Below are 20,134 nucleotides of genomic sequence, written 5' to 3' on the forward strand. Positions count from 1 at the left end.
CGTGCGCAACCAGCTCAAGCAGTGGGAGGACCAGGGCTACGGCAATCTGCCCGTCTGCATGGCCAAGACGCAGTATTCCTTCTCCACCGACGCCAATCTGCGCGGGGCGCCGACCGGCCACGTGGTGCCGGTGCGCGAGGTGCGGCTGGCAGCGGGCGCCGGCTTCGTGGTCGCCATCTGCGGCGAGATCATGACCATGCCCGGCCTGCCGAAAACGCCTTCGGCCGAGCGCATCTTCCTTAACGAACAGGGTTATATCGAGGGGTTGTTCTGACAAAACCGTGCCGCTCATCGGGCCGGCACGCGGAAACGCAAACAACGGAGGGCGAGCATGCGGATCGCTGAGATGAAAACAGGGACCACGATCATCGATGGGAAAGCCTTCGCGGCCGAGATGCGGGGGCGCGTGGCGGAGCAAGTCTCGAGACTCAAGACCGAGCATGGCATCACCCCCGGACTCGCCGTGGTGCTGGTGGGCGAAGACCCGGCATCCCAAGTCTATGTCCGTTCCAAGGGCAAGCAAACGGCGGAGGCCGGTATGGCCTCCTTCGAGCATAAACTCGACGCCGACACAACGGAAGCGGCGCTTCTCGATCTCCTCGGGCGCCTCAATGCCGATCCGTCGGTGCATGGCATCCTGGTACAGCTGCCCCTGCCCCGCCATTTGGATTCGGCCAGGATCATCAACGCCATCGACCCGGCGAAGGACGTCGATGGCTTCCATATCTCGAATGCCGGGCTACTCGCCACCGGACAAAAGGCCATGGTGCCCTGCACGCCGCTCGGCTGCCTGATGCTGCTCAAAGCGCATCTCGGCAACCTTTCCGGCCTCCAAGCTGTGGTGATCGGGCGCTCCAACATCGTTGGAAAGCCCATGGCGCAGCTCCTATTGGGCGACAGTTGCACCGTGACGATTGCTCATTCACGCACCCGCGATTTGGAGGACATTGTGCGACGCGCCGACATCGTGGTGGCTGCGGTGGGGCGCCCGGGAATGGTTCAAGGTAGCTGGATCCGACCGGGCGCAACGGTGATCGATGTGGGCATCAACCGCGTCGAAGGGCAGGACGGTAAGTCACGTCTCGTGGGCGACGTGGATTTCCCCGGTGCCGCCGAAACCGCCGGCGCGATTACCCCGGTGCCCGGCGGAGTCGGCCCGATGACGATCGCCTGTCTGCTCGCCAACACGCTGACAGCAACCTGTCGCGCAAACGGTCTCGACGAACCCGAGGGACTCACCGCCTGACATGCGGTGCGGGTGAATGGGCCGCTCGCGCCGCGTTCACCTGGCAGTCACTGCAGGGAGGAAACACAGTGCCGGAAGGGATCGCTCCCGTTGTTGGGATAACACGGAAGTTCCTGGGTGATGCCAATCCGTCGGTGATTTCGGCGATTGTCGGGCTTTTCACGGTCGAAGCCCGACCTCGCCGCGGCGCAAACCGACGATCACGTGGGCTGGCCATCCATTATTGCGTCCACGGACAGATCGCTGCGGGGAGGAGGCATGATGCCAGAACAGGCAGCTCCCGTCGTTGGGACAACACGGATATTTTTGGTTGACGCCAATCCGCTGGTGATTTCGGCGATTGTCGGACTTATCACGGCCGAGCCCGACCTCGCCATGGTGCAAACCAGCGATCGCGGCGACGACCTGCTGAAGGCCGATGTAACGACGTTCGATCTCGCCGTGCTGGCCTGGGATCTCGCCGATGCGAAGGCGCCTGAAATCCTGCGAAAGCTCAAGAATAGCGGCAACACTGTCAAGACGGTCATCTTCAGCAACAATCGCGATCCGTGCGCATTACGCCAGGCCGTGCGTTTGGGCGCTCACGGTTTCTGCTTCCAGCACGAAGCCGCAGCCATCCTGCTGCAAACAATCAGGGTCGTTGCGGCGGGACATTTTTGCATTCCCTATATCGACATCGCCGAGCTTAACGACACTCCGCTCTCCAGCCTCACAGTACGCGAACGTGAATTGCTCGAAGTCCTCGCGCGCGGTTGGACCAACCAGCAGATCGCCAACCGCACGGGCATTTCGGAAAACACGGTGAAATACCACCTAAAGAACCTTTACGAGAAACTGGGTGCCCGTAACCGCTCAATGGCCGTGGCAGTCTGGCTGCGGGAAGCCGACACCTGAATTCGCTAAACGGGTAGGCCATTTCCCCTCCTACGACTGCAAATTCCTATCCGCCTGTGTGTGGTCCAAAACGCCGGAATCGCGATGCTAGCGGGGGAATGATTGGAGAGGAGATTCCCCGATGCCCGGCTACAAGCATCTCTACATTCCTGGTCCGACGAACATTCCGGAAGAGGTCCGCATGGCGATGAATGTCCCGATGGAGGACATGCGTGCGCCCGATTTCCCGGATTTCACCAAGCCGATCTTCGAGAAGGTCGCCAAGATCTTCCGAAACACCACCGGGCAGGTCTTCATCTACCCCTCATCCGGCACCGGCGCCTGGGAAGCCGCAATCCAGAACACGCTTAATCCCGGAGACAAGGTGCTGATGAGCCGGTTCGGCCAGTTTTCGCATCTCTGGGTCGACATGGCACAGCGCTTCGGCCTCGATGTCGATGTGATCGACTGCGAATGGGGCGAAGGCGTTCCGGTCGAGAAATATGCCGAAAAGCTGAAGGCAGACGTCTCCAAGGAATATGCGGCCGTCTTTGCCACCCACAACGAAACGGCAACCGGCGTCAATTCAGACATCAAGGGCGTTCGCGCGGCGCTCGATGCCGCCGACCACCCGGCGCTGCTGATGGTCGACGGCGTCTCCTCGATCGGATCGACCGAATTCGATCAGGATGCCTGGGGCGTCGATTGCGCCGTCTCCGGCAGCCAGAAGGGCTTTATGCTGCCCGCCGGTCTCGGCATCCTCTCGGTCTCGACATCTGCGCTGAAGGCGCACAGGAACGCGCGCTTCAACCGCACGTTCTTCGCATTCGAGGACATGATAGCCACCAACACCGCTGGTTACTTCCCATACACACCGGCCACGCAGCTTCTGCGCGGGCTGGATGTAGCCTGCGACCTCCTGCTGGAGGAGGGGTTGGAAAACGTCTGGGCGCGGCACCACCGTCTGGCGACCGGTGTGCGCAAGGCCGTGGATGCGTGGGGGCTCCGCCTTTGCGCGAAGGAGCCGAAATGGCACTCCGACACGGTCAGTGCGATCATCGTGCCGGAAAACATCGACGCGCGCGACATCATCTCCCGCGCCTATCATACCTACAACACCTCCCTCGGCACCGGACTCAGCAAGGTCATGGGCAAGGTCTTCCGTATCGGCCATCTCGGCTGGCTGAATGAAGGCATGGTCGGTACCGCGCTGACGGCGGCGGAGATGGCGATGATCGATTGCGGCATTCAGATCGAGCCTGGTTCGGGTGTCGGCGCGGCGGTGTCGCATTTCACCGAGACGGCGGCAGTCCCGGCGGCCGAAGCAGCCTGAAGCGCCAGAGGAGGAGCCAGGAATGAGCCACACGATCCACCACCTGCGCCGGGTCCGCCTGCAGCGCAGCACCCTCGCGGTGCCCGGATCCAACCCGTCCATGATCGAGAAGGCCGCAACCAGCGCCGCCGATTGCATCTTCCTCGATCTCGAAGATGCGGTTGCGCCGCCCGATAAGGAGCAGGCGCGCCGAAACGTCATCACCGCGCTGAACGACATAGACTGGAAGGCCAAGAACAAGACCATGTCTGTCCGCATCAACGGGCTCGATACCCATTACATGTACCGCGACGTGGTCGATGTGATGGAACAGGCCGGCGGCAGGCTGGACGTCATTCTGATCCCGAAGGTCGGCGTGCCGGCGGATGTCTACATGGTTGAGGCGATGCTCAACCAGATCGAAATGGCCAAGGGTTACGCAAACAAGGTCGGGATCGAGGCGCTGATTGAAACCCCACTCGGCATGGCCAATGTAGAGGCGGTCGCGGCGGCGCCCTCACGGCTTGAGGCGATGCATTTCGGAGTGGCCGACTACGCTGCTTTCAACAAGGCGCGGACCGTCAATATCGGCGGACTGAACCCGAATTATCCGGGCGATCAGTGGCACGCCGCCCTGTCGCGGATGACGGTTGCCTGCCGCGCCTATGGCCTCCGGCCGATCGACGGGCCCTTCGGCGACTTTTCCGATCCGGAAGGATTCCGCGACGCCTGCAAGCGCGGCGCGGCGCTCGGCATCGAGGGCAAATGGGCCATCCACCCCAGCCAGATCGACCTGGCCAACGATGAGTTCTCACCACCCGAAACAGAAGTCGAACGGGCCCGGCGCATCATCGACGCCCTTCGTGAGGCCGAGGCCGCCGGCAAGGGCGCGGCGAGCCTCGACGGCAAAATGATCGACGCGGCATCGGAACGAATGGCGCACAACGTCATCGCCATGGACGAGGCCATACGTGCCCGGGCCGCCTGAAAGGAGGCAAGATCATGGATATCCACGAGTATCAGGCCAAGGAACTTCTGGCCACGCACGGCATCCAGCTTCCGCGCGGCGGACTGGCATACAGTCCCGAGCAGGCGCACTACCGAGCCACCGAAATCGGCGGCGACGTCTGGATTGTTAAGGCACAGGTGCATTCCGGCGCCCGCGGAAAAGCCGGCGGCGTCATTCTCTGCAGGTCCGAAAAGGAAGTCGAAGAAGCCGCGGAGAAGCTCCTGGGGCGCCGGCTCGTCACCACGCAGACCGGCCCGAAGGGCAAACTGATCAACCGCCTCTATGTCGAGGAAGGCATACGGATCGACCGCGAATTGTATCTGGGCTTCGTCCTCGACCGCAAGGAAGAGCGGATCGTGGTCGTTGCCTCGTCTTCCGGCGGAATGGAGATCGAGGAGATCGCCGAGAAGGAACCCGACAGTCTGGTGCGGTGCAGGATCGATCCAGGCTTCGGCATGCGCGATTTCGAGGCCCGCGAGATCGCCTTCGGCCTGGGACTCGACGGCAAGCTTATCGGCAAGGCGGTCGACACGATCCTGGCCTGTTACCGCGTGTTCCGCGACTTCGACGCCACCATGCTCGAGATCAACCCCCTCGTCCTGTCGAAGGACGAACTCCGCGCGCTCGACTGCAAGATGAGCTTCGACGAGAACGCGCTGTTCCGCCGTCCCGACATCTCGGAACTCCGCGACAAGAGCCAGGAAGACCCGCGCGAGACCTTCGCCTCGGATCGCGGCCTCAGCTATGTCGGGCTCGATGGCGATATCGGCTGCATCATCAATGGCGCCGGCCTCGCCATGGCGACCATGGACATGATCAAGCTCTCCGGCGGTGAGCCGGCCAATTTCCTCGACATCGGCGGCGGCGCCAGTCCCGAACGAGTGGCGAAAAGCTTCCGTGCGGTGCTTCAGGACAAAAATGTCCAAGTGATCCTGGTCAACATCTTCGCCGGCATCAATCGCTGCGACTGGGTGGCCGAGGGTGTGGTCAAGGCGCTGGAAGAGGTTGGCGTCAAAATGCCGCTCGTGGTGCGTCTGGCCGGCACGAATGTCGAAAAGGGCAAGAAGATTCTCGTGGAAAGGGCGCCGGACGTCATCGTGGCCGACACGCTGGCCGAGGCGGCAGAACATGCCGTTTCTGCGCTGAAAGAAGTCCGGAAGAACGCCGCCTGAGGAGGACACACAATGGCAATTCTGCTGACGAGAGGGACGAAGGTACTGGTGCAGGGGTTTACGGGCCGGATCGGGAGCTTCCATGCACAGGAGATGATCGAGTACGGCACCAACCTGGTAGGCGGTGTGACCCCCGGCAAGGGCGGTGCTATTCATCTCGGCCTGCCGGTCTTCAACACGATGAAGGGCGCAGTCGCGGAGACCGACGCAGAAGCCTCCATCGTCTTCGTGCCGCCACCATTCGCCGCTGACTCGATCATGGAAGCGGCCGATGCCGGCATAAAGACCTGCGTGTGCATCACCGACGGTATTCCGTCTCAGGACATGATGCGCGTGAAGCGCTACATGCGCCGTTACCGGTCCGAGAACCGGATGCGGCTGCTCGGTCCGAACTGCGCTGGCATGATCACTCCCGGTCAGGCAATGATGGGCATCATGCCGGGCCACATCTACGCGCCGGGCCGGGTGGGGATCATCGGGCGTTCGGGCACGCTCGGCTATGAGGCCGCAAGCCAGATGAAGGCGCGCGGCATCGGCGTCTCGACCAGTGCCGGAATCGGTGGCGACCCGATCAACGGTTCATCATTCAAGGATATCCTGGAACTCTTCAACGAGGATCCCGAGACCGATGCCGTTGTGATGATCGGCGAGATCGGCGGCACGCAGGAAGCCGAGGCCGCACTTTGGGCAAAGGAGAACATGAGGAAGCCTCTGATAGCATACATTGCTGGGCTTTCAGCACCCAAGGGCAAGCGGATGGGCCACGCCGGTGCGATCGTGTCGGCCTTCGGAGAATCCGCACAGGAGAAGGTGGATCTCATCCGTAATGCCGGACATCACATCGTTCCAAACCCGTCCGCCTTCGGCGAAACCGTCGCGGCGGTATTGGCCGGAATGAGCGCCGCAGCGTGATCCCATGACACGCAAAAGAATCCTGCTGACACGCCGCTGGCCTGAAGCGGTCGAAACGCGTCTCGCCTCGAGCTACGACGCCACGTTGAACCCGGAGGACCGCCCGATGAACGTCGAGGAGATCGGTCGGGCGCTGCGCGACTACGATGCCGTCTGCCCTACAGTCAGTGACAAGCTGCCGGCCGAGATCTTTTCCGCCCCGCCTCAGACGAAGATTCTCGCCAATTTTGGTGTGGGCGTGAACCATATCGACCTTCCCGCGGCCGCAGCTGCCGGGATCACAGTCACCAATACACCCGGCGTCCTGACCGACTGCACGGCGGATCTGGCCATCGCCCTAATGTTGATGCTCGCCCGTCGCCTCAAAGAGGGCGAACGCGAACTGCGTGCCGGCACCTGGGCCGGCTGGCGCCCCACCCATCTCATGGGCATGTGTCTCAGGGGCAAGACGCTGGGTATCATCGGCATGGGCCGCATCGGCCAGGCAACCGCCCGGCGTGCGCAAATGGCCTTCGGCATGGACATCGTTTACTACAATCGCACCCCAATGCCGGACGCGCGCCTTGCTGACCTGAAAGCCCATGCTCTCCCGACGGTCGATGCGGTCATCGAACAAGCCGACTTCGTTTCCCTGCACTGCCCTGGCGGCGGCGAAAACCGTCACCTGATCGACGCAAGGCGCATCGGACTCTTCGGGCCGAAGACGTTCCTGATCAACACCGCCCGCGGCGACGTGGTGGACGAAACGGCGCTCCGCGCAGCACTCCGCCAAGGCGCGCTAGGCGGTGCCGGTCTGGACGTGTTTGAGCGGGAACCGCACGTGCCCGACGACCTTATTGCTTTCCCAAATGTCGTTTTGCTGCCCCATCTCGGCAGCGCCACCCGCGAGACGCGGGAAGCAATGGGCATGATGGCCGCCGACAATCTGGACGCCTTCTTCGCCGGCACCGCGCCGCCCAACCGGATCTGACGGAGGTCGCTCATGGTCTCGACCGAGGCGCAATACCGGCTACCGACCCTTGCGGCAAGCGCTGCCGAGACGGTCCCGTGCGGCGAACGCGGACCGTCTGATATACTGGCGCTGCTGAAATCGAGTCTAATCGGGGTCGGTCGGCAACATCTCCCTGAAATCGCGGGTGTTCTGGATGGCAGTGTCCCGGTCAACGAGTTGCCTGAGGAACGCCGCTTCCTGGCATTGCAAGGTCTGGGCGCGTGGCACCAGCTGATCGCCATCGGGCAGGAGTTCGAGACCAGCCTTGAGCGCCGTCTGACCGAACGCTCCGGCAACGCGACCCCAGGCGGGTTCACCGACGTGCTGAAACGCGCGGCTGCAAAAGGCGTAGCACACACGAGCATCGCGACCGCGCTCGACCGGCTGGCCGTCGGGCCAACGATGACGGCCCACCCGACCGAAACCAAGCGCGTCACGGTTCTGGAAATCCACCGCCGCATTTACCGGCGTCTGACCGATCTGGTCACACGCGAATGGTCCCCGCATGAAGAAGAGGCGTTTCGCGAGGCGCTCCTGGCGGAGATTGAACTGCTCTGGCTCACCGGCGAACTGCGCCTTGAGAAACCCTCCGTGCTTCAGGAAGTTGACTGGGGCATCCATTTCTTTGACGAGATTCTGTTCGAGGCTCTGCCCACTCTCGTCGACCGACTGTTGCACGCAGCCGGGGAATACGACGGAATTGCCCCGCCGAGCGGCTTTCTGCACTTCTCCTCCTGGATCGGCGGGGATCGGGACGGTAACCCGAATGTCACGACAGAGGTCACACGGGCAGCATTGGCCCGGTATCGCCTGACGGCCCTTAACTCCTACCGTGCTCCGCTGAAAGCACTCATGCGCGATCTTTCCATCGGCGTTAGCGTTACACCGCCGTCGAGCGGATTCCTCGAAGCACTTGATGCCCTGTTGGCGCAATGCGGGTCGGAACGGATGCGCATCGAGTCGCGCAACCCCGGCGAGCCCTTTCGCCAATACGTCGCCACGCTTCTCGCACGGCTCGACGCGACATGCGCGAACGATCGCGGTGAGTCCACGGACGTCGCCCCTTTCGCTCGGTCGCGTGAGTTCGCCGCCAACGTCCAGATCCTCGGCAATGCCCTGCGGGACGCCGGCGCACCGGCCGCGGCGCTCAGGAAAGTCCTGCCCCTGGAAATGCGCATCCGGACCTTCGGCTTTCACACCGTATCCCTGGACATCCGCCAGAACGCGACGGTCGTGAATACCGCGCTTGCCGAAATCTTCACCATGATAGACGGATATTCGTCCCCACGGCCCGGCACCCGGGAATGGACCGAGCGGCTGACACTGGCGCACGACGGTCCCGTCCCGGACATAGATCGCGTCCGCCTGTCACGGCAAAGCCGCGACATCCTCGACCTATTCGATCTGCTGACGGAGGCCCGGCGGCGCGATCCCGAGGCAGTCGGCGCCTTCATCCTGTCAATGACCACCTCGGCTGATGATCTCCTGGCCGTCTACCTGCTGGTCGGCTGGTCGGCCGGTCCGGCCTTTGGTACTATGCCCCCGCTTCCGGTCGTCCCGCTCTTCGAAACCATCGAGGATTTGCGCGCCGCGCCCGATATCCTTTCGACCGTATTCTCGCACCGAGCCGTCCGACGCCTCATCCGCGAAGCCGGCGATCGTCAGGAGGTGATGCTCGGCTATTCCGACAGCAACAAGGATGGCGGGTTCCTGTCCTCCAATTGGGAACTGGCCAAGGCTCAAACCGCGCTCAGGCGCATCGGCCAGAAATTCCGGATCGAGGTCTCGTTCTTCCACGGCCGCGGCGGCTCGGTCAGCCGTGGGGGTGCGCCGGCAGGCCGCGCCATTGCTGCCCAGCCCGCCGGCACCGTCAACGGGCGCCTGCGCGTCACCGAACAGGGCGAGATCGTCTCGGCAAAATTCGCCAACCGCGGTACCGCCTTGCAGAACCTCGAGAGCCTCGCCGCCGCCGTACTGGCCCACACGCTGGAGCCGGCGGACAGCGCCCGGCCGGACGAGACTGGCGAGTTCAGCGAGGCGTTCGAGGCCCTGTCCGGCCTAAGCCACGTCAAGTATATCGACCTTGTTACGAAGCCCGGCTTCATCAACTATTTCACCGAGGCCAGTCCGGTCGAAGAACTGAGCCTGCTTAAGATAGGCTCCCGCCCCGCACGGCGTTTCGGTTCGACGCCCCGGGATCTCGGCGATTTGCGGGCGATCCCCTGGGTCTTTGCGTGGAGTCAGAACCGGCACATGCTGACCGGATGGTACGGCATCGGCACTGCCCTGTCGTCCTTCACACGCGTTCGCGGCGAAACAGGATACGCGCTGCTCAGGAAGATGTACGAAACCTCGCGGCTTTTCCGTCTGGTCATCGACGAGGCCGAAAAGATTCTGTTCCAGTCCGATCTCGCCATCGCGGAACACTATTCGACGCTCGTACAGGACCAGTGCGGCGGAAGGCGCATCTTCGACATGATCGCCGAGGAGCACCGGCTGACCCGGGACATGATCCTCTCGCTGACCCAGGAAGAAGGTCTTTGCCTCCGCTTTCCGGTGTTCCGCTCGCAGCAGGACGCCGTGCGTACCCAAATGGACGGGCTGCACCGGCTCCAGGTCGACCTTCTTCGCAAGGTGAGATCCGATCGCGAGACCGGCATAGCGAGGTCCGAGGATATCGACGCCCTGCTCATGACCATTCACGTGATTTCCGGCGGACTCGGCTGGACGGGTTGAAAAGGAGGAAAGCATGCAAGACTTGGGCCCCAGGCTTCAGTCAGCCTTTTTCGATCAGCCGCTGGCCGATCGGGATTCCCCGCTCTGGAGCATGATCGAACGCGAATACGCTCGCCAGCGCGACGAGATCGAGCTGATCGCATCGGAGAATATCGTCAGCCGCGCCGTGCTCGAAGCCCAGGGCTCAATCATGACGAACAAATATGCCGAGGGCTATCCGGGACGCCGGTACTATGGCGGCTGCCAGTTCGTGGACGAAGCCGAAGAACTCGCCCGCATCCGGCTAAAGGAACTCTTCGGATGCAAATGGGTCAATGTGCAGCCGAATTCGGGGAGCCAGGCCAACCAGGCCGTCTTCATGACACTGATGCAACCAGGCGACACGTTTCTGGGCCTCAACCTTGCCGCCGGCGGACACCTTACGCACGGCGCCAAGGTGAACATGTCGGGGAAATGGTTCAACGCGGTCCATTACGGCGTTGGGAAGGAAAGCGGCCTGATCGATATGAACGAGGTCGAGGACCTTGCCACCCGGCATAAGCCCAAGGTCATCGTGGCTGGGCACTCCGCCTATTCACGCCATCCTGACTTCGCCGCCTTCCGGCAGATCGCAGACAAGGTAGGGGCGAAACTCTTCGTCGACATGGCCCATTTCGCCGGTCTCGTGGCGGCAGGCCATCACCCGAGCCCCCTGCCCCACGCCCACGTGGTCACGTCGACAACGCACAAGACGCTGCGCGGACCGCGCGGCGGGATCATCCTGTCGAATGACGAGGAGTTGGGCAAGAAACTCGACTCCGCGGTTTTCCCGGGTCTGCAGGGCGGTCCGCTGATGCATGTGATCGCCGCCAAGGCTGTCGCCTTCGGCGAAGCGCTCACGTCGGAATACCGCGACTACATCGCAAAGGTGATCGCCAACGCCCGAAAGCTCGCGGCGGTCCTCAAAGGCGGCGGCGTAGACATCGTGTCCGGCGGCACCGATTCCCATCTGATGCTGGTCGATCTGCGTCCGAAGGGTCTAACCGGTAAAGCGGCGGAACAGTCGCTGGGGCGAGCCCATATCACCTGCAACAAGAACGGCATCCCCTTCGACCCCGAAAAGCCGATGGTGACATCCGGCATACGGCTCGGCACCCCTGCGGTGACGACCCGCGGTTTCGGCGAGGCCGAAATCGAGACAACAGGCAATCTCATCCTCGAAGTGATCGACGGGCTCACGAAACACGGCGTAGCCGGCAACCACGTCGTTGAAACCTCGCTACGCCAGAAGGTCGCCGGGCTCCTGGAGGCGTTCCCCATTTATTCAGCATGGCGTACTGGAACATATCGTTAGTGGAAGCGGTTGCTTCGCGCCCCTACCTCGGTCGCCATGGCGAGATCGGCCCAATGCGTCAGCGTGTTTTTCCTTTCCATTGGTGATGGAAACGGCGAGACTAGACTAGAATCCCTGCGGGTGGTTCTGTCGCAAATTGGGAGCGAGGTACCAACGGGAGCTGTGTTCGCGGCGGCTCAGGCGGCAATGATCTCGAACTGCTCGGCGATTGAGGGACCTGGATACGACGCTGCGGGAGGACAAGGCGATTACCGAAAACAATCAACTCGGCGTCAACTCGTCCGCCTATAGGCCCGGTCGATACTCTACGCAAGAAAAGCGAATCTCGGAGTTCGCGGACTGGTACATGGGCAAGCGTCAGACGACTGTGATGGCGAGTGCGGGATAGACTGCCGCCCAGGATGACCCAGCTTGCAAGCGATGGCGGACTATCTGTTTCAATCAGGCAGGTACTGATCCGCCGTCTCTGGTTGCGCGAGACGGTTGAACGACTCAAGCAGGTCGAGCAACTGCGCGTATTTATCGGGTCCAAATCGCTGGGCGATCGTATCGGTGATCTGCCGTGAGGTCCTTGCATGTGTCTCGATGATCGCCTGTCCGGCGGGGCAAATCGATACGACCTGACGGCGTCGGTTGCTGGCGTCCTGCACGCGCGCCACGTATCCTCTTTCCACCATTGTCTGCAGTATCCGAGACACTGATGCCGGCTGCAGGCAGGCCGACCGGGCCAGTTCCTGCCCCGACATCGGCCCGGACTCGATCAACACCCGCAGGATGCGCCATTGCGGCTCGCTCACGCCGGCGTCGGCGAGCATCCGGCGCAGCGGTACCAGCAGCACCTCGCGCGCGCGGATCAGCGCGAAGGGCAGCGACCGGGATGTGGGCGCGAGCCTCGCGCGGTCTTCGGTCATAAATCTCCTCCTGCCGGCCATCAACTAGCCTACAACAGCCAGAGCGACAGCGCCGGCACCAGAACCAGCAGCGCCAGGCGCAGGATGTCGGCGATCCAGAACGGCACGATACCGCGGAAGATGGCTTTGAGCGGGATCTCGGGCAGTGTCGCGCGCAGGACGAAGACGTTCATCCCGACGGGTGGCGTGATGAGACTGATTTCGGTCACGACAACGACCACCACCGCGAACCAGATCAGGATGTTCTCCGGGTCGGACAGCAGCCCGGCGCCGAAATCGAGCTGATAGACAATCGGATAGAAGACCGGCACCGTAAGCAGAATCATCGAGAGGCTTTCAAAGACACAGCCCATCACAAGATAGATCGCCACCATCAGCCCGATGACCGCCCAGGGACTGATCTCGAACTCGTAGATCAGGTCAACCAGCGCATCGGGCAAGCCGGCGAAGTTGACGAAGGCAGAAAAGATCTCGGCGCCGATGATGATGGCGAAGATCATCGCGGAGGAGAGCACCGTCTCGCAACAGGCCTCCCAGAAGCCCTTGCGGCTGAGGCTGCGCATTGCCATTGCCAGCAAAAGCGAAAAGATCGCGCCCATGCCGGCGGCTTCAATGGGGGTGAAGAAGCCGCCATAGATGCCGATCATGATGAAGGCGAAAAGCGCCAGCGTCCCCATGACGCCCATCACGTCGGCGCGCGACATGGGCTCGGGATCCGAGACCGGCGGGGCGAGGCGCGGGTTCACTCGCACTGCGACCAGCACCGCGACAAGGTAGAAGACGACCCCCAGCGCACCCGGAATGAGCCCTGCGATGAAGAGCTTGCCGATATCGCTTTCGGTGAGCAGGCCGTAGATGATCATGATCACAGAAGGCGGGATAAGGATCCCCAGCGTGCCGCCTGCGGCGATGGAGCCCGCAGCGAGGCTGTCGGAATAACCGAAGCGGCGCATCGGCGGCATGGCGACGCGGCTCATCGTGGCGGCCGTGGCCAGCGACGACCCCGAGACCGCCGAAAACCCGCTGCAGGAGAGAACCGTTGCCAGCGCCAGCCCGCCCCGCATCCGCCCGAACAGTCGGTCCGCCCCGGCGAAGAGCCCGTGCGCGATGCCGGAATGGGCAAGGATGTTGCCCATGAAGATGAAGAGCGGCACCACCGAGAGCGAATAGGAAAAGCCGGTCTCGAACACCGCCGCGCCCACCATGGCGCCGGCAGGCTCCACCCCGCGCAGCCAGGCGAAGCCCGCCGCCCCGACCAGCGCCATGGCGAATGCGATCGGCACGCGGGCAAAGACCAGCACCAAAAGCAGGACGAGCGCGACCAGCGATTCAGTCATGGTTGAGTTCCCGGATCACGCCGAATACCGCCGCCACCACGCAGGTGAGCCCGCCGAGAAAGGCGAAGGGTGCGAAGGGCACGCCCAACGAGACCGAGCGCGAACCGTCCTCGAACTGTGTCACGCCGAGCACGGCAAGACGCCAGCCGAAATAGACCAGCACGAGCGCAGAAATCAGCGCCGCAAAAAGCCCCAGCGCCCTTGTGACCCGGCGCGGGAGCATCTCGACCAGCAGGTCGACCTCCACATGCGCGCCCGAGCGGCTGACCAGTGGCAGCGCCACGAAGACCAGCGTCCCGAGCAGCAGTTCGGTCAACTCGAAAGCGCCTGAAAGAGGCGCGTTGAAGAGGTAACGGCCGACCACGTCTATGCCCGTTACCGCCATCAGGGCCAGCAGCAACAACGCTGCCAGCCCCATCAGACCCGCCCTGATCCGCGTGGCGATCATTGCGGCACCGCGCCGGGTTCGCCGATCCCGGTCATCTGCCGCATCCGCTTCAGGGCGGCAATGCCGTCCTCGCCCTCGGGCAGCGATGCGGCCCAGGCCTCTTCATGTTTTTCCGCCGCTGTCTCGATCGCCGCCAGAACCGGGTCCGATGCCGAGTAGAGCTCAATCCCCGCCGCCTCGATCTCTACCGTGGCGGCCGCGTCGGCGTCGTTCCATGCCTTGCCCACACGCTCGGCGAAGGCCAGCCCCGAGATCGCATCTATGGCCGCCTGATCCTCGGGCGAGATCTGGTCCCATTTGTCCTCGTCCATGACCAGGAACCAGGTGGTATTGTAGATGCCGCCGGGCACGGTCATGGAGTATTTGATGTCGCCGGTGAGATTGAACGCGGTCAGCGCCTCATAGGTGAAGGCGACCCCGTCGATCACCCCGCGCGAGAGCTTCTCATAAACCTCCGGAGAGGACATGAAGAGCGGGGTGGCGCCCAGATCACCCACCAGCTCGGCCACATAGCCACCGGGCACGCGGATCTTGAGGCCTTCCAAATCCGAAGGCGTCTCGATCCTGCGCTGGTTGTTGTGCAACAGGCCGGGGCCATGCATGAAGAGCCCCAGCAGATGGGTGCCCTCATGCTCCCTGGCTGCATTCAGATCCTCGGTATAGACGGTCCAGAAGGCCTTGGAGCTTTCCACCGCGTCATCGCCGAGGAACGAGAACTGCCCTACCCGGCTGCCGGCAAAACGATCGTCCTGTGTGAAGCTGTGCAACCCGTAGGTGATGTCGGCCACACCGTCCTTGGCCATGTCGAAATGTGCGGGCGGGCTGCCGAGCGGCTTGCCCAATACGCGGATCGAGACGCGGCCCTCGGTCACCTTCTCGACCTCCTCGGCCCAGGGCTTGATCGCGTTGACCACGATCGGGTGCCGCGGCGGCAGCCAGCTCGACAACACGAGCTGCAGATCGGCCGCCTGCGCGGCGAGCGGCACGAGCACGGCGCCAAGGGCCAGCAGGCCCGCTTTCGCAAGGGTTTTCATATGCATTTCCTCCCATGGTGGTTAAAGAGCCCCTCGGGATCTCTCCGGCCCGAGCGGCGGTGATCTGATCAGTTGGTGGGTTTCGGGCGCACCTCCTCGGGGTGCGCGGCGGCAAAAGCGGGCAGCGCGGTACAGGCTGCGGACACGCGGGCGAGACGCGGCAGATCATCGGTTGCGACACCCCAGCGCGCGGCGTTGTAAAGCTGCGGAACCAGCACCAGATCCGCCTGGCTGAGCGCGGCACCGATGGCATAGGGGCCGGCAGCGTCAAGCAGCGCCTCGACGGCCTCGAGTCCCCGGCGGATGAAATGGCGCATCCATTCGGCACGGCTTTCCTCGCGCCCGGTGAGTGCCACAACATGGGCCGCCACGCGCAGGTTGCAAACCGGGTGGATATCGCAGGCCACTGCCTGCGCTATGGCGCGCATTCGGGCGGCAGCGGTGGGGGTGCCGGGGCGCAAGGACAGTCGGCCCGTGTCCTCGAGGTAATCGAGGATGGCCAAGGACTGGGTCAGCCGCAGCCCGTCGATCTCGAGCACCGGAACGAGCCCCTGCGGGTTACGCGCCAGATGCGGCTCGGCCCGCTGATCGCCCGCCGTCAAGTCGACCGGCACCGCGGTAAAGGCGATCCCGGCGAGGTTGAGTGCGATCCGCACGCGGTAGCTCGCCGTGGAGCGCCAGTAGTCGTAAAGGATGACCTCACTCATAGGCACGCGCCGTGTTAATGAGGCCGCGCAACTCGGCCAGATCGCCGATCCGGTTCGCCATGAGCAGCACGAGGCGGGCGTTGAGCCGATGGCTCTGCTCATCGGACAGCCCCTCATGGGCGCCGATCAGCGCTTCATAGAACGCGTCCTGCTGCCCCCCGAAGCCGTCTTCATAAGCATGTTTCGCATTCATCATGCCGTCTCCCACGCGCTTTCGCGCCCCAATGCGCGGTTCATCGCCGCCCGTATCCCGGTCTCGGTCGGTGCCTCGAAGACCGCCGCCACATGACCGTCGGGCCGGAAGAGATAGGCGATATCCTTGCCGTAGCGCTGCAGCGCATAGCCTTCCGTATCGGCGTGGCAGGGATAATCCGTCGCGCTCTGGCCGATGCCGATCCGGCGCAAGTCCGGCACATCGGGCAGCGCCACATTGCCGAAGCCCACCAGCGTGAAATCCCCTTGCACGAGCGAGATCAGCCAGCCGTTGCCCACCGGTGCATCCACCATCGGCGCACCCGGCTGCACCTGCGCGGCTCCCGGGGTCTGCAGCGCGAAGCCATCCAACGAACAGGGCAGCGACAGGCGCCCCGAATTGATCAGACGCCGTGCGAAGGGCTGGTCGTGGGCCATGCGCAGGACCTCGGCGCGAAACAGCGCCTCGATTGGGGTCTTCGGCGTCATGAAATTGGTCGAACGCGTCGAGTTCTTTATGTTCTCGGCCGATCCATGGCTGCGCTCGTCGTGATAGGTTTCGATTATGGGGTGATCGGCTTTGCCTGCCAGCACGGCGGCAAGTTTCCAGCCGAGATTGTCCACGTCTTGGATGCCGCCGTTGCCGCCCCGCGCACCGAAGGGCGAGACCACATGGGCGCTGTCGCCGGCAAAGATAACCCGCCCATGCACAAAGCGATCGAGCTTCATACAGCGGAACTTGTAGACTGAGAGCCAGTCGAGCCGGAACGGCTTGTCGCCCACGATGGCCTTGACGCGGGGAATGACCTTTTCCTCGGTCGCCTCCTCCCTGGCATCGGCGCCGCGGCCGAGTTGCAGGTCGATGCGATAGATATTGTCGGGTTGGAGATGCAGCAATGCCGATCTCCCCGGATGGAAGGTCGGGTCGAACCAAAACCAGCGCTCCGGCACGTCTTCGGCCCCGAAGGGACTGTCCTGCATCTCGATGTCGACAATGAGGAACTGCTCCTCAAACGTCTGCCCGGTGAAATCGAGCCCCATGCGGCGGCGCGTCGAAGAGTTCGCCCCGTCACAGGCGATGAGATATTGCGCCTCGAAGCCGTAATTGCCTTCGGGGGTCTCGACCGAGAGCCGCACGCTCTGCCCCAGATCCTCGTGGTCCACCACCTTGTTGAGGAAGCGGATATCGATCAACTCGGGGAATTCGCGGGCGCGGTCGAGCAGGTACCCCTCGACATAATATTGCTGGAGATTGATGAAGGCGGGGTACTTGTGCCCGTCCTCAGGTAGAAGGTCGAAGGAATAGACCTCTTCGTCGCCATGGAAAATGCGGCCGACCTTCCAGGTCACGCCCTTCTCGAGCATGCGCTCGCCGACGCCCAGCCTGTCGAAGATCTCAAGCGTGCGTTTCGACCAGCAAATTGCCCGGCTACCCACCGAAACCACGTTGTTGTCGTCGAGCAGCACCGAACGAATGCCGCGCTGCGCGAGGTCGATCGCCATGGCAAGGCCGATCGGGCCGGCGCCGACGATGGCCACCGGGGCGTCGGTCCTGCCGCCGTCGAGTTCCGGCGGCCGCATAAAGGGCTGCGACTGATAATCGTATGCTGGCATGATCTCCTCCCGGATGTCTTTCGCACCTCAGTCCGCCGGCCCTCTGGGCTCCTCCCACCCGCGTGCTCGCCGGCTGCGGGCCGGACGCGGCTTCACGCCTGCAACGCGTTCCACATTTCCCGATCGCGTTCGGCGGTCCAGACGCGGGGCGTGTCGATTCCGCGCGCCTCATCGTAGGCGCGGGCCACGTTGAATGGCAGGCAGTGCTCGTAGATGGCGTAGTCGGCGAATTTCGGATCGCATTCGGTGCGCACCGCGTCCCATGCTTCCTTCAATGTGCCGCCCCGTGCAACGACCTTCTCCACCGGTTTGTAGGTGGAGCGGACGAAATCCGCGGTGTTTGCGATGGCCTCGGTAACCTGCGCTTCGCCAACCAGCGCGTCACCACGTCCGGGCGCGATGGATTTCGGCTCGAACGCCGCGATATTGGCCAGCGTTTCGGGCCAGTCAGCGAAGTGGCCGTCGCCGCAGTAGCAGGCCGAGTGGTATTCTACGATATCACCTGTGAACATGACCTCCTGATCCGGCACCCAGATCACCGCGTCCCCAGCGGTGTGGGCGCGGCCCAGCGTCATGATGTCGACACGACGCTTGCCGAGATAGACGGTCATCCGGTCCGAAAAAGTGGTGGTGGGGCGGGTCAGACCCGTGATTTCCTCGTGCCCCTGAAAGAGCCGGGGGAAGCGCCCGAACTCGCTGTCCCAGTCTTCCTGTCCCCGCTCTTCCACCATGGCGGCGGCGACGTCGGACATGATGATTTCCCGCGCACCATAGGCCGAGGCGCCCAGGACACGAACCGCGTGGTAGTGGGTCAGCACCAGATGCGAGATCGGCTTGTCCGTCACCGAGCGGACGCAGTCGATCACCTTGCGCGCCAGTCGCGGCGTTGCCTGCGCCTCGACGATCATCACGCTGTCATCGCCGATGATGACACCCGTGTTCGGGTCTCCTTCGGCCGTGAAGGCGTAGAGCCCGTCGCCCACCTCCGTGAAGCTGACCTTCTTTTCTTCCATATCCCCTTGGGAGGCGAATACCTTTGCCATTGCGGTCTATCCTTGTTCTTTGGTCCATTCGGGCTGCTCGATGGCGGGTAGGACTTTGCCGGTGCAGGCGCCGAAGCCGACGCGGTAGCCGTCGCCCTTTGCAGCACCGTAAAGTGTCAGCGTGTCGCCGTCCTCGAGGAAGCTGCGCTTCTCCCCCGTCTGAAGCGTGATCGGTTCCCTGCCCCCCCAGCTGAGTTCCAGAAGCGATCCGCGGCTATCCCTGTCAGTACCCGAGATCGTCCCCGAGCCCAGCAGATCGCCCACGCGCATCGCACAGCCGCTCGTCGTGTGGTGACAAAGCTGCTGCGCGGCCGAGTAATACATGTTCGAATAGTTCGTCCGGGCGATAATTGTCTCGCCCTTGCCCTCGGGTGCGAGGCCCACCGACAGGTCGATGTCATACAGCATCGGGCCCGGTTCATGCAGATATGGCAGCAGCGGGCGTTCCCGCTCCGGCGTCGGAACGCGGAAAGGCTCCAGAGCCGCCCTGGTGACGATCCACGGGCCGATGGTCGTGGCCGTCGCCTTGGCCTGGAACGGCCCCAGCGGCTGGTATTCCCACGCCTGAATGTCGCGCGCGGACCAGTCGTTCAGAAGCACATAGCCGAAGATCATCTTTTCGGCCTGATCGACTGAAACCATTCCCGACGAGGGCTGGCCCACGATCGCACCCACCTCCAGTTCGAGATCGAAACGTGCACAGGGCGCGAAGCGGGGCAGTTCGTCGTTCGGGCCTTTCAGCTGGCCCCAGGGACGCCTGACATCAGTGCCCGAAACAACCACCGAAGACGCCCGGCCATTGTAGCCGATGGGAATCGACAGCCAATTTGGCGGCAGTGCATTTTCCGGGCCACGAAACATCGTGCCGACGTTGAAGGCGTGGTTTTTCGAAGCATAGAAATCGGTGAATTCGCTGACGGTGAACGGCATCTTCAGCGTAACATCCGAGAGCGGCACCAGATGCGGCTCGACGGCTGCCCTGTTGGTCTCGTCCGAAAGCAGTTCGGTCAAGCGGCTGCGCAGCGCATCCCAGACCTGGGGCCCTGCAGCCATGACGGCGTTCCATTCAGGCTTTGCGAACAGCGCGGCATCCAACCCGTGTTCCACCTTGGCGACATCCAGAACACAATCGCCGATGGCAACGCCCATGCGCGCGCCCTGCCCCTCGTCGAAAACGCCGTACGGCAGATTGTTCAGCGGAAAGTCGCAATCCGGGCTGTTCGCTGAAACAACCCAACTTTTGATGAGACCCATGTCTCCTCCA

General features: G+C 63.1%; 20 protein-coding genes. 11 read left to right on the forward strand and 9 right to left on the reverse strand.

Annotated features, from left to right (window positions below; all coding sequences use genetic code 11):
• From ACFP9U_RS04565 to ACFP9U_RS04615, 11 genes are all read left to right on the forward strand, one after another.
• Positions 1-274 (forward strand): formate--tetrahydrofolate ligase (locus ACFP9U_RS04565; RefSeq protein WP_378619375.1); only part of this gene is annotated, 274 nt, incomplete at its 5' end.
• A gap of 57 nt (positions 275-331) precedes the next feature.
• Entirely contained in the window at positions 332-1,246 is a 915-nt protein-coding gene (gene folD, locus ACFP9U_RS04570) for a bifunctional methylenetetrahydrofolate dehydrogenase/methenyltetrahydrofolate cyclohydrolase FolD (RefSeq protein WP_378619376.1), read from the forward strand.
• 258 nt (positions 1,247-1,504) lie between these two features.
• Positions 1,505-2,140, forward strand: coding sequence for a LuxR C-terminal-related transcriptional regulator (locus tag ACFP9U_RS04575; RefSeq protein WP_378619378.1), 636 nt, complete (start codon positions 1,505-1,507; stop codon positions 2,138-2,140).
• Between the two features lie 121 nt (positions 2,141-2,261).
• Positions 2,262-3,452, forward strand: coding sequence for an aminotransferase class V-fold PLP-dependent enzyme (locus ACFP9U_RS04580; RefSeq protein WP_378619380.1), 1,191 nt, complete (start codon positions 2,262-2,264; stop codon positions 3,450-3,452).
• A gap of 22 nt (positions 3,453-3,474) precedes the next feature.
• Positions 3,475-4,419, forward strand: a complete 945-nt coding sequence (locus ACFP9U_RS04585) for an HpcH/HpaI aldolase/citrate lyase family protein (RefSeq protein WP_378619381.1) — start codon at positions 3,475-3,477, stop codon at positions 4,417-4,419.
• 14 nt (positions 4,420-4,433) lie between these two features.
• Positions 4,434-5,612 carry a malate--CoA ligase subunit beta gene (locus ACFP9U_RS04590; protein ID WP_378619383.1) on the forward strand — a complete coding sequence of 393 codons (1,179 nt, stop codon included), beginning with the start codon at positions 4,434-4,436 and terminating at the stop codon, positions 5,610-5,612.
• Positions 5,613-5,624: 12 nt separating this feature from the next.
• Positions 5,625-6,524, forward strand: a complete 900-nt coding sequence (gene sucD, locus ACFP9U_RS04595; protein ID WP_378619384.1) for a succinate--CoA ligase subunit alpha — start codon at positions 5,625-5,627, stop codon at positions 6,522-6,524.
• A 4-nt stretch (positions 6,525-6,528) separates the two neighbouring features.
• Positions 6,529-7,494 carry a 2-hydroxyacid dehydrogenase gene (locus ACFP9U_RS04600; protein ID WP_378619386.1) on the forward strand — a complete coding sequence of 322 codons (966 nt, stop codon included), beginning with the start codon at positions 6,529-6,531 and terminating at the stop codon, positions 7,492-7,494.
• 12 nt (positions 7,495-7,506) lie between these two features.
• Positions 7,507-10,251 carry a phosphoenolpyruvate carboxylase gene (locus tag ACFP9U_RS04605; RefSeq protein ID WP_378619387.1) on the forward strand — a complete coding sequence of 915 codons (2,745 nt, stop codon included), beginning with the start codon at positions 7,507-7,509 and terminating at the stop codon, positions 10,249-10,251.
• A gap of 13 nt (positions 10,252-10,264) precedes the next feature.
• The gene (glyA, locus tag ACFP9U_RS04610; RefSeq protein WP_378619389.1) at positions 10,265-11,584 is read left to right on the forward strand and encodes a serine hydroxymethyltransferase; all 1,320 of its coding nucleotides are present in this window, start codon (positions 10,265-10,267) and stop codon (positions 11,582-11,584) included.
• Between the two features lie 208 nt (positions 11,585-11,792).
• Positions 11,793-11,972 carry an SRPBCC family protein gene (locus tag ACFP9U_RS04615; protein ID WP_378619390.1) on the forward strand — a complete coding sequence of 60 codons (180 nt, stop codon included), beginning with the start codon at positions 11,793-11,795 and terminating at the stop codon, positions 11,970-11,972.
• Between the two features lie 49 nt (positions 11,973-12,021).
• Here ACFP9U_RS04615 and ACFP9U_RS04620 read toward each other — a convergent pair whose 3' ends face one another.
• From ACFP9U_RS04620 to fahA, 9 genes are all read right to left on the reverse strand, one after another.
• Positions 12,022-12,495, reverse strand: coding sequence for a MarR family transcriptional regulator (locus tag ACFP9U_RS04620; RefSeq protein ID WP_378619392.1), 474 nt, complete (start codon positions 12,493-12,495; stop codon positions 12,022-12,024).
• Positions 12,496-12,524: 29 nt separating this feature from the next.
• Positions 12,525-13,832, reverse strand: a complete 1,308-nt coding sequence (locus ACFP9U_RS04625) for a TRAP transporter large permease (protein WP_378619394.1) — start codon at positions 13,830-13,832, stop codon at positions 12,525-12,527.
• Entirely contained in the window at positions 13,825-14,280 is a 456-nt protein-coding gene (locus ACFP9U_RS04630; protein WP_378619395.1) for a TRAP transporter small permease, read from the reverse strand. The genes ACFP9U_RS04625 and ACFP9U_RS04630 overlap by 8 nt, the downstream gene beginning before the upstream one ends.
• Positions 14,277-15,314, reverse strand: coding sequence for a TRAP transporter substrate-binding protein (locus ACFP9U_RS04635; protein WP_378619398.1), 1,038 nt, complete (start codon positions 15,312-15,314; stop codon positions 14,277-14,279). The genes ACFP9U_RS04630 and ACFP9U_RS04635 overlap by 4 nt, the downstream gene beginning before the upstream one ends.
• Before the next feature lie 68 nt (positions 15,315-15,382).
• Positions 15,383-16,021 (reverse strand): maleylacetoacetate isomerase, encoded by a 639-nt coding sequence (maiA, locus tag ACFP9U_RS04640; RefSeq protein WP_378619399.1) that lies wholly within the window; start codon positions 16,019-16,021, stop codon positions 15,383-15,385.
• Entirely contained in the window at positions 16,014-16,217 is a 204-nt protein-coding gene (locus ACFP9U_RS04645) for a DUF2783 domain-containing protein (RefSeq protein ID WP_378619401.1), read from the reverse strand. Before ACFP9U_RS04645 ends, maiA begins: the two co-directional genes overlap by 8 nt.
• Positions 16,214-17,827 (reverse strand): FAD-dependent oxidoreductase, encoded by a 1,614-nt coding sequence (locus ACFP9U_RS04650; RefSeq protein WP_378619402.1) that lies wholly within the window; start codon positions 17,825-17,827, stop codon positions 16,214-16,216. The genes ACFP9U_RS04645 and ACFP9U_RS04650 overlap by 4 nt, the downstream gene beginning before the upstream one ends.
• A gap of 92 nt (positions 17,828-17,919) precedes the next feature.
• A complete protein-coding gene (locus tag ACFP9U_RS04655) occupies positions 17,920-18,870 on the reverse strand; it encodes an MBL fold metallo-hydrolase (RefSeq protein WP_378619404.1) in 951 nt (316 codons plus the stop codon).
• Between the two features lie 6 nt (positions 18,871-18,876).
• Entirely contained in the window at positions 18,877-20,124 is a 1,248-nt protein-coding gene (gene fahA, locus ACFP9U_RS04660; RefSeq protein ID WP_378619405.1) for a fumarylacetoacetase, read from the reverse strand.
• Between the last annotated feature and the right edge of the window lie 10 nt (positions 20,125-20,134).

Origin of the sequence: Nitratireductor sp. GCM10026969 (genome assembly GCF_042660605.1) — a bacterium.
Lineage (GTDB): Bacteria > Pseudomonadota > Alphaproteobacteria > Rhizobiales > Rhizobiaceae > Chelativorans.

Excerpts from the sequence above, each read along its gene's own strand:
- folD (WP_378619376.1), top strand. The coding sequence starts at position 332 with ATGCGGATCGCTGAGATGAAAACAGGGACCACGATCATCGATGGGAAA.
- ACFP9U_RS04575 (WP_378619378.1), top strand. The coding sequence starts at position 1,505 with ATGATGCCAGAACAGGCAGCTCCCGTCGTTGGGACAACACGGATATTT.
- ACFP9U_RS04580 (WP_378619380.1), top strand. The coding sequence starts at position 2,262 with ATGCCCGGCTACAAGCATCTCTACATTCCTGGTCCGACGAACATTCCG.
- ACFP9U_RS04585 (WP_378619381.1), top strand. The coding sequence starts at position 3,475 with ATGAGCCACACGATCCACCACCTGCGCCGGGTCCGCCTGCAGCGCAGC.
- ACFP9U_RS04590 (WP_378619383.1), top strand. The coding sequence starts at position 4,434 with ATGGATATCCACGAGTATCAGGCCAAGGAACTTCTGGCCACGCACGGC.
- sucD (WP_378619384.1), top strand. The coding sequence starts at position 5,625 with ATGGCAATTCTGCTGACGAGAGGGACGAAGGTACTGGTGCAGGGGTTT.
- ACFP9U_RS04600 (WP_378619386.1), top strand. The coding sequence starts at position 6,529 with ATGACACGCAAAAGAATCCTGCTGACACGCCGCTGGCCTGAAGCGGTC.
- ACFP9U_RS04605 (WP_378619387.1), top strand. The coding sequence starts at position 7,507 with ATGGTCTCGACCGAGGCGCAATACCGGCTACCGACCCTTGCGGCAAGC.
- glyA (WP_378619389.1), top strand. The coding sequence starts at position 10,265 with ATGCAAGACTTGGGCCCCAGGCTTCAGTCAGCCTTTTTCGATCAGCCG.
- ACFP9U_RS04620 (WP_378619392.1), bottom strand. The coding sequence starts at position 12,495 with ATGACCGAAGACCGCGCGAGGCTCGCGCCCACATCCCGGTCGCTGCCC.
- ACFP9U_RS04625 (WP_378619394.1), bottom strand. The coding sequence starts at position 13,832 with ATGACTGAATCGCTGGTCGCGCTCGTCCTGCTTTTGGTGCTGGTCTTT.
- ACFP9U_RS04630 (WP_378619395.1), bottom strand. The coding sequence starts at position 14,280 with ATGATCGCCACGCGGATCAGGGCGGGTCTGATGGGGCTGGCAGCGTTG.
- ACFP9U_RS04635 (WP_378619398.1), bottom strand. The coding sequence starts at position 15,314 with ATGAAAACCCTTGCGAAAGCGGGCCTGCTGGCCCTTGGCGCCGTGCTC.
- maiA (WP_378619399.1), bottom strand. The coding sequence starts at position 16,021 with ATGAGTGAGGTCATCCTTTACGACTACTGGCGCTCCACGGCGAGCTAC.
- ACFP9U_RS04645 (WP_378619401.1), bottom strand. The coding sequence starts at position 16,217 with ATGATGAATGCGAAACATGCTTATGAAGACGGCTTCGGGGGGCAGCAG.
- ACFP9U_RS04650 (WP_378619402.1), bottom strand. The coding sequence starts at position 17,827 with ATGCCAGCATACGATTATCAGTCGCAGCCCTTTATGCGGCCGCCGGAA.
- ACFP9U_RS04655 (WP_378619404.1), bottom strand. The coding sequence starts at position 18,870 with ATGGCAAAGGTATTCGCCTCCCAAGGGGATATGGAAGAAAAGAAGGTC.
- fahA (WP_378619405.1), bottom strand. The coding sequence starts at position 20,124 with ATGGGTCTCATCAAAAGTTGGGTTGTTTCAGCGAACAGCCCGGATTGC.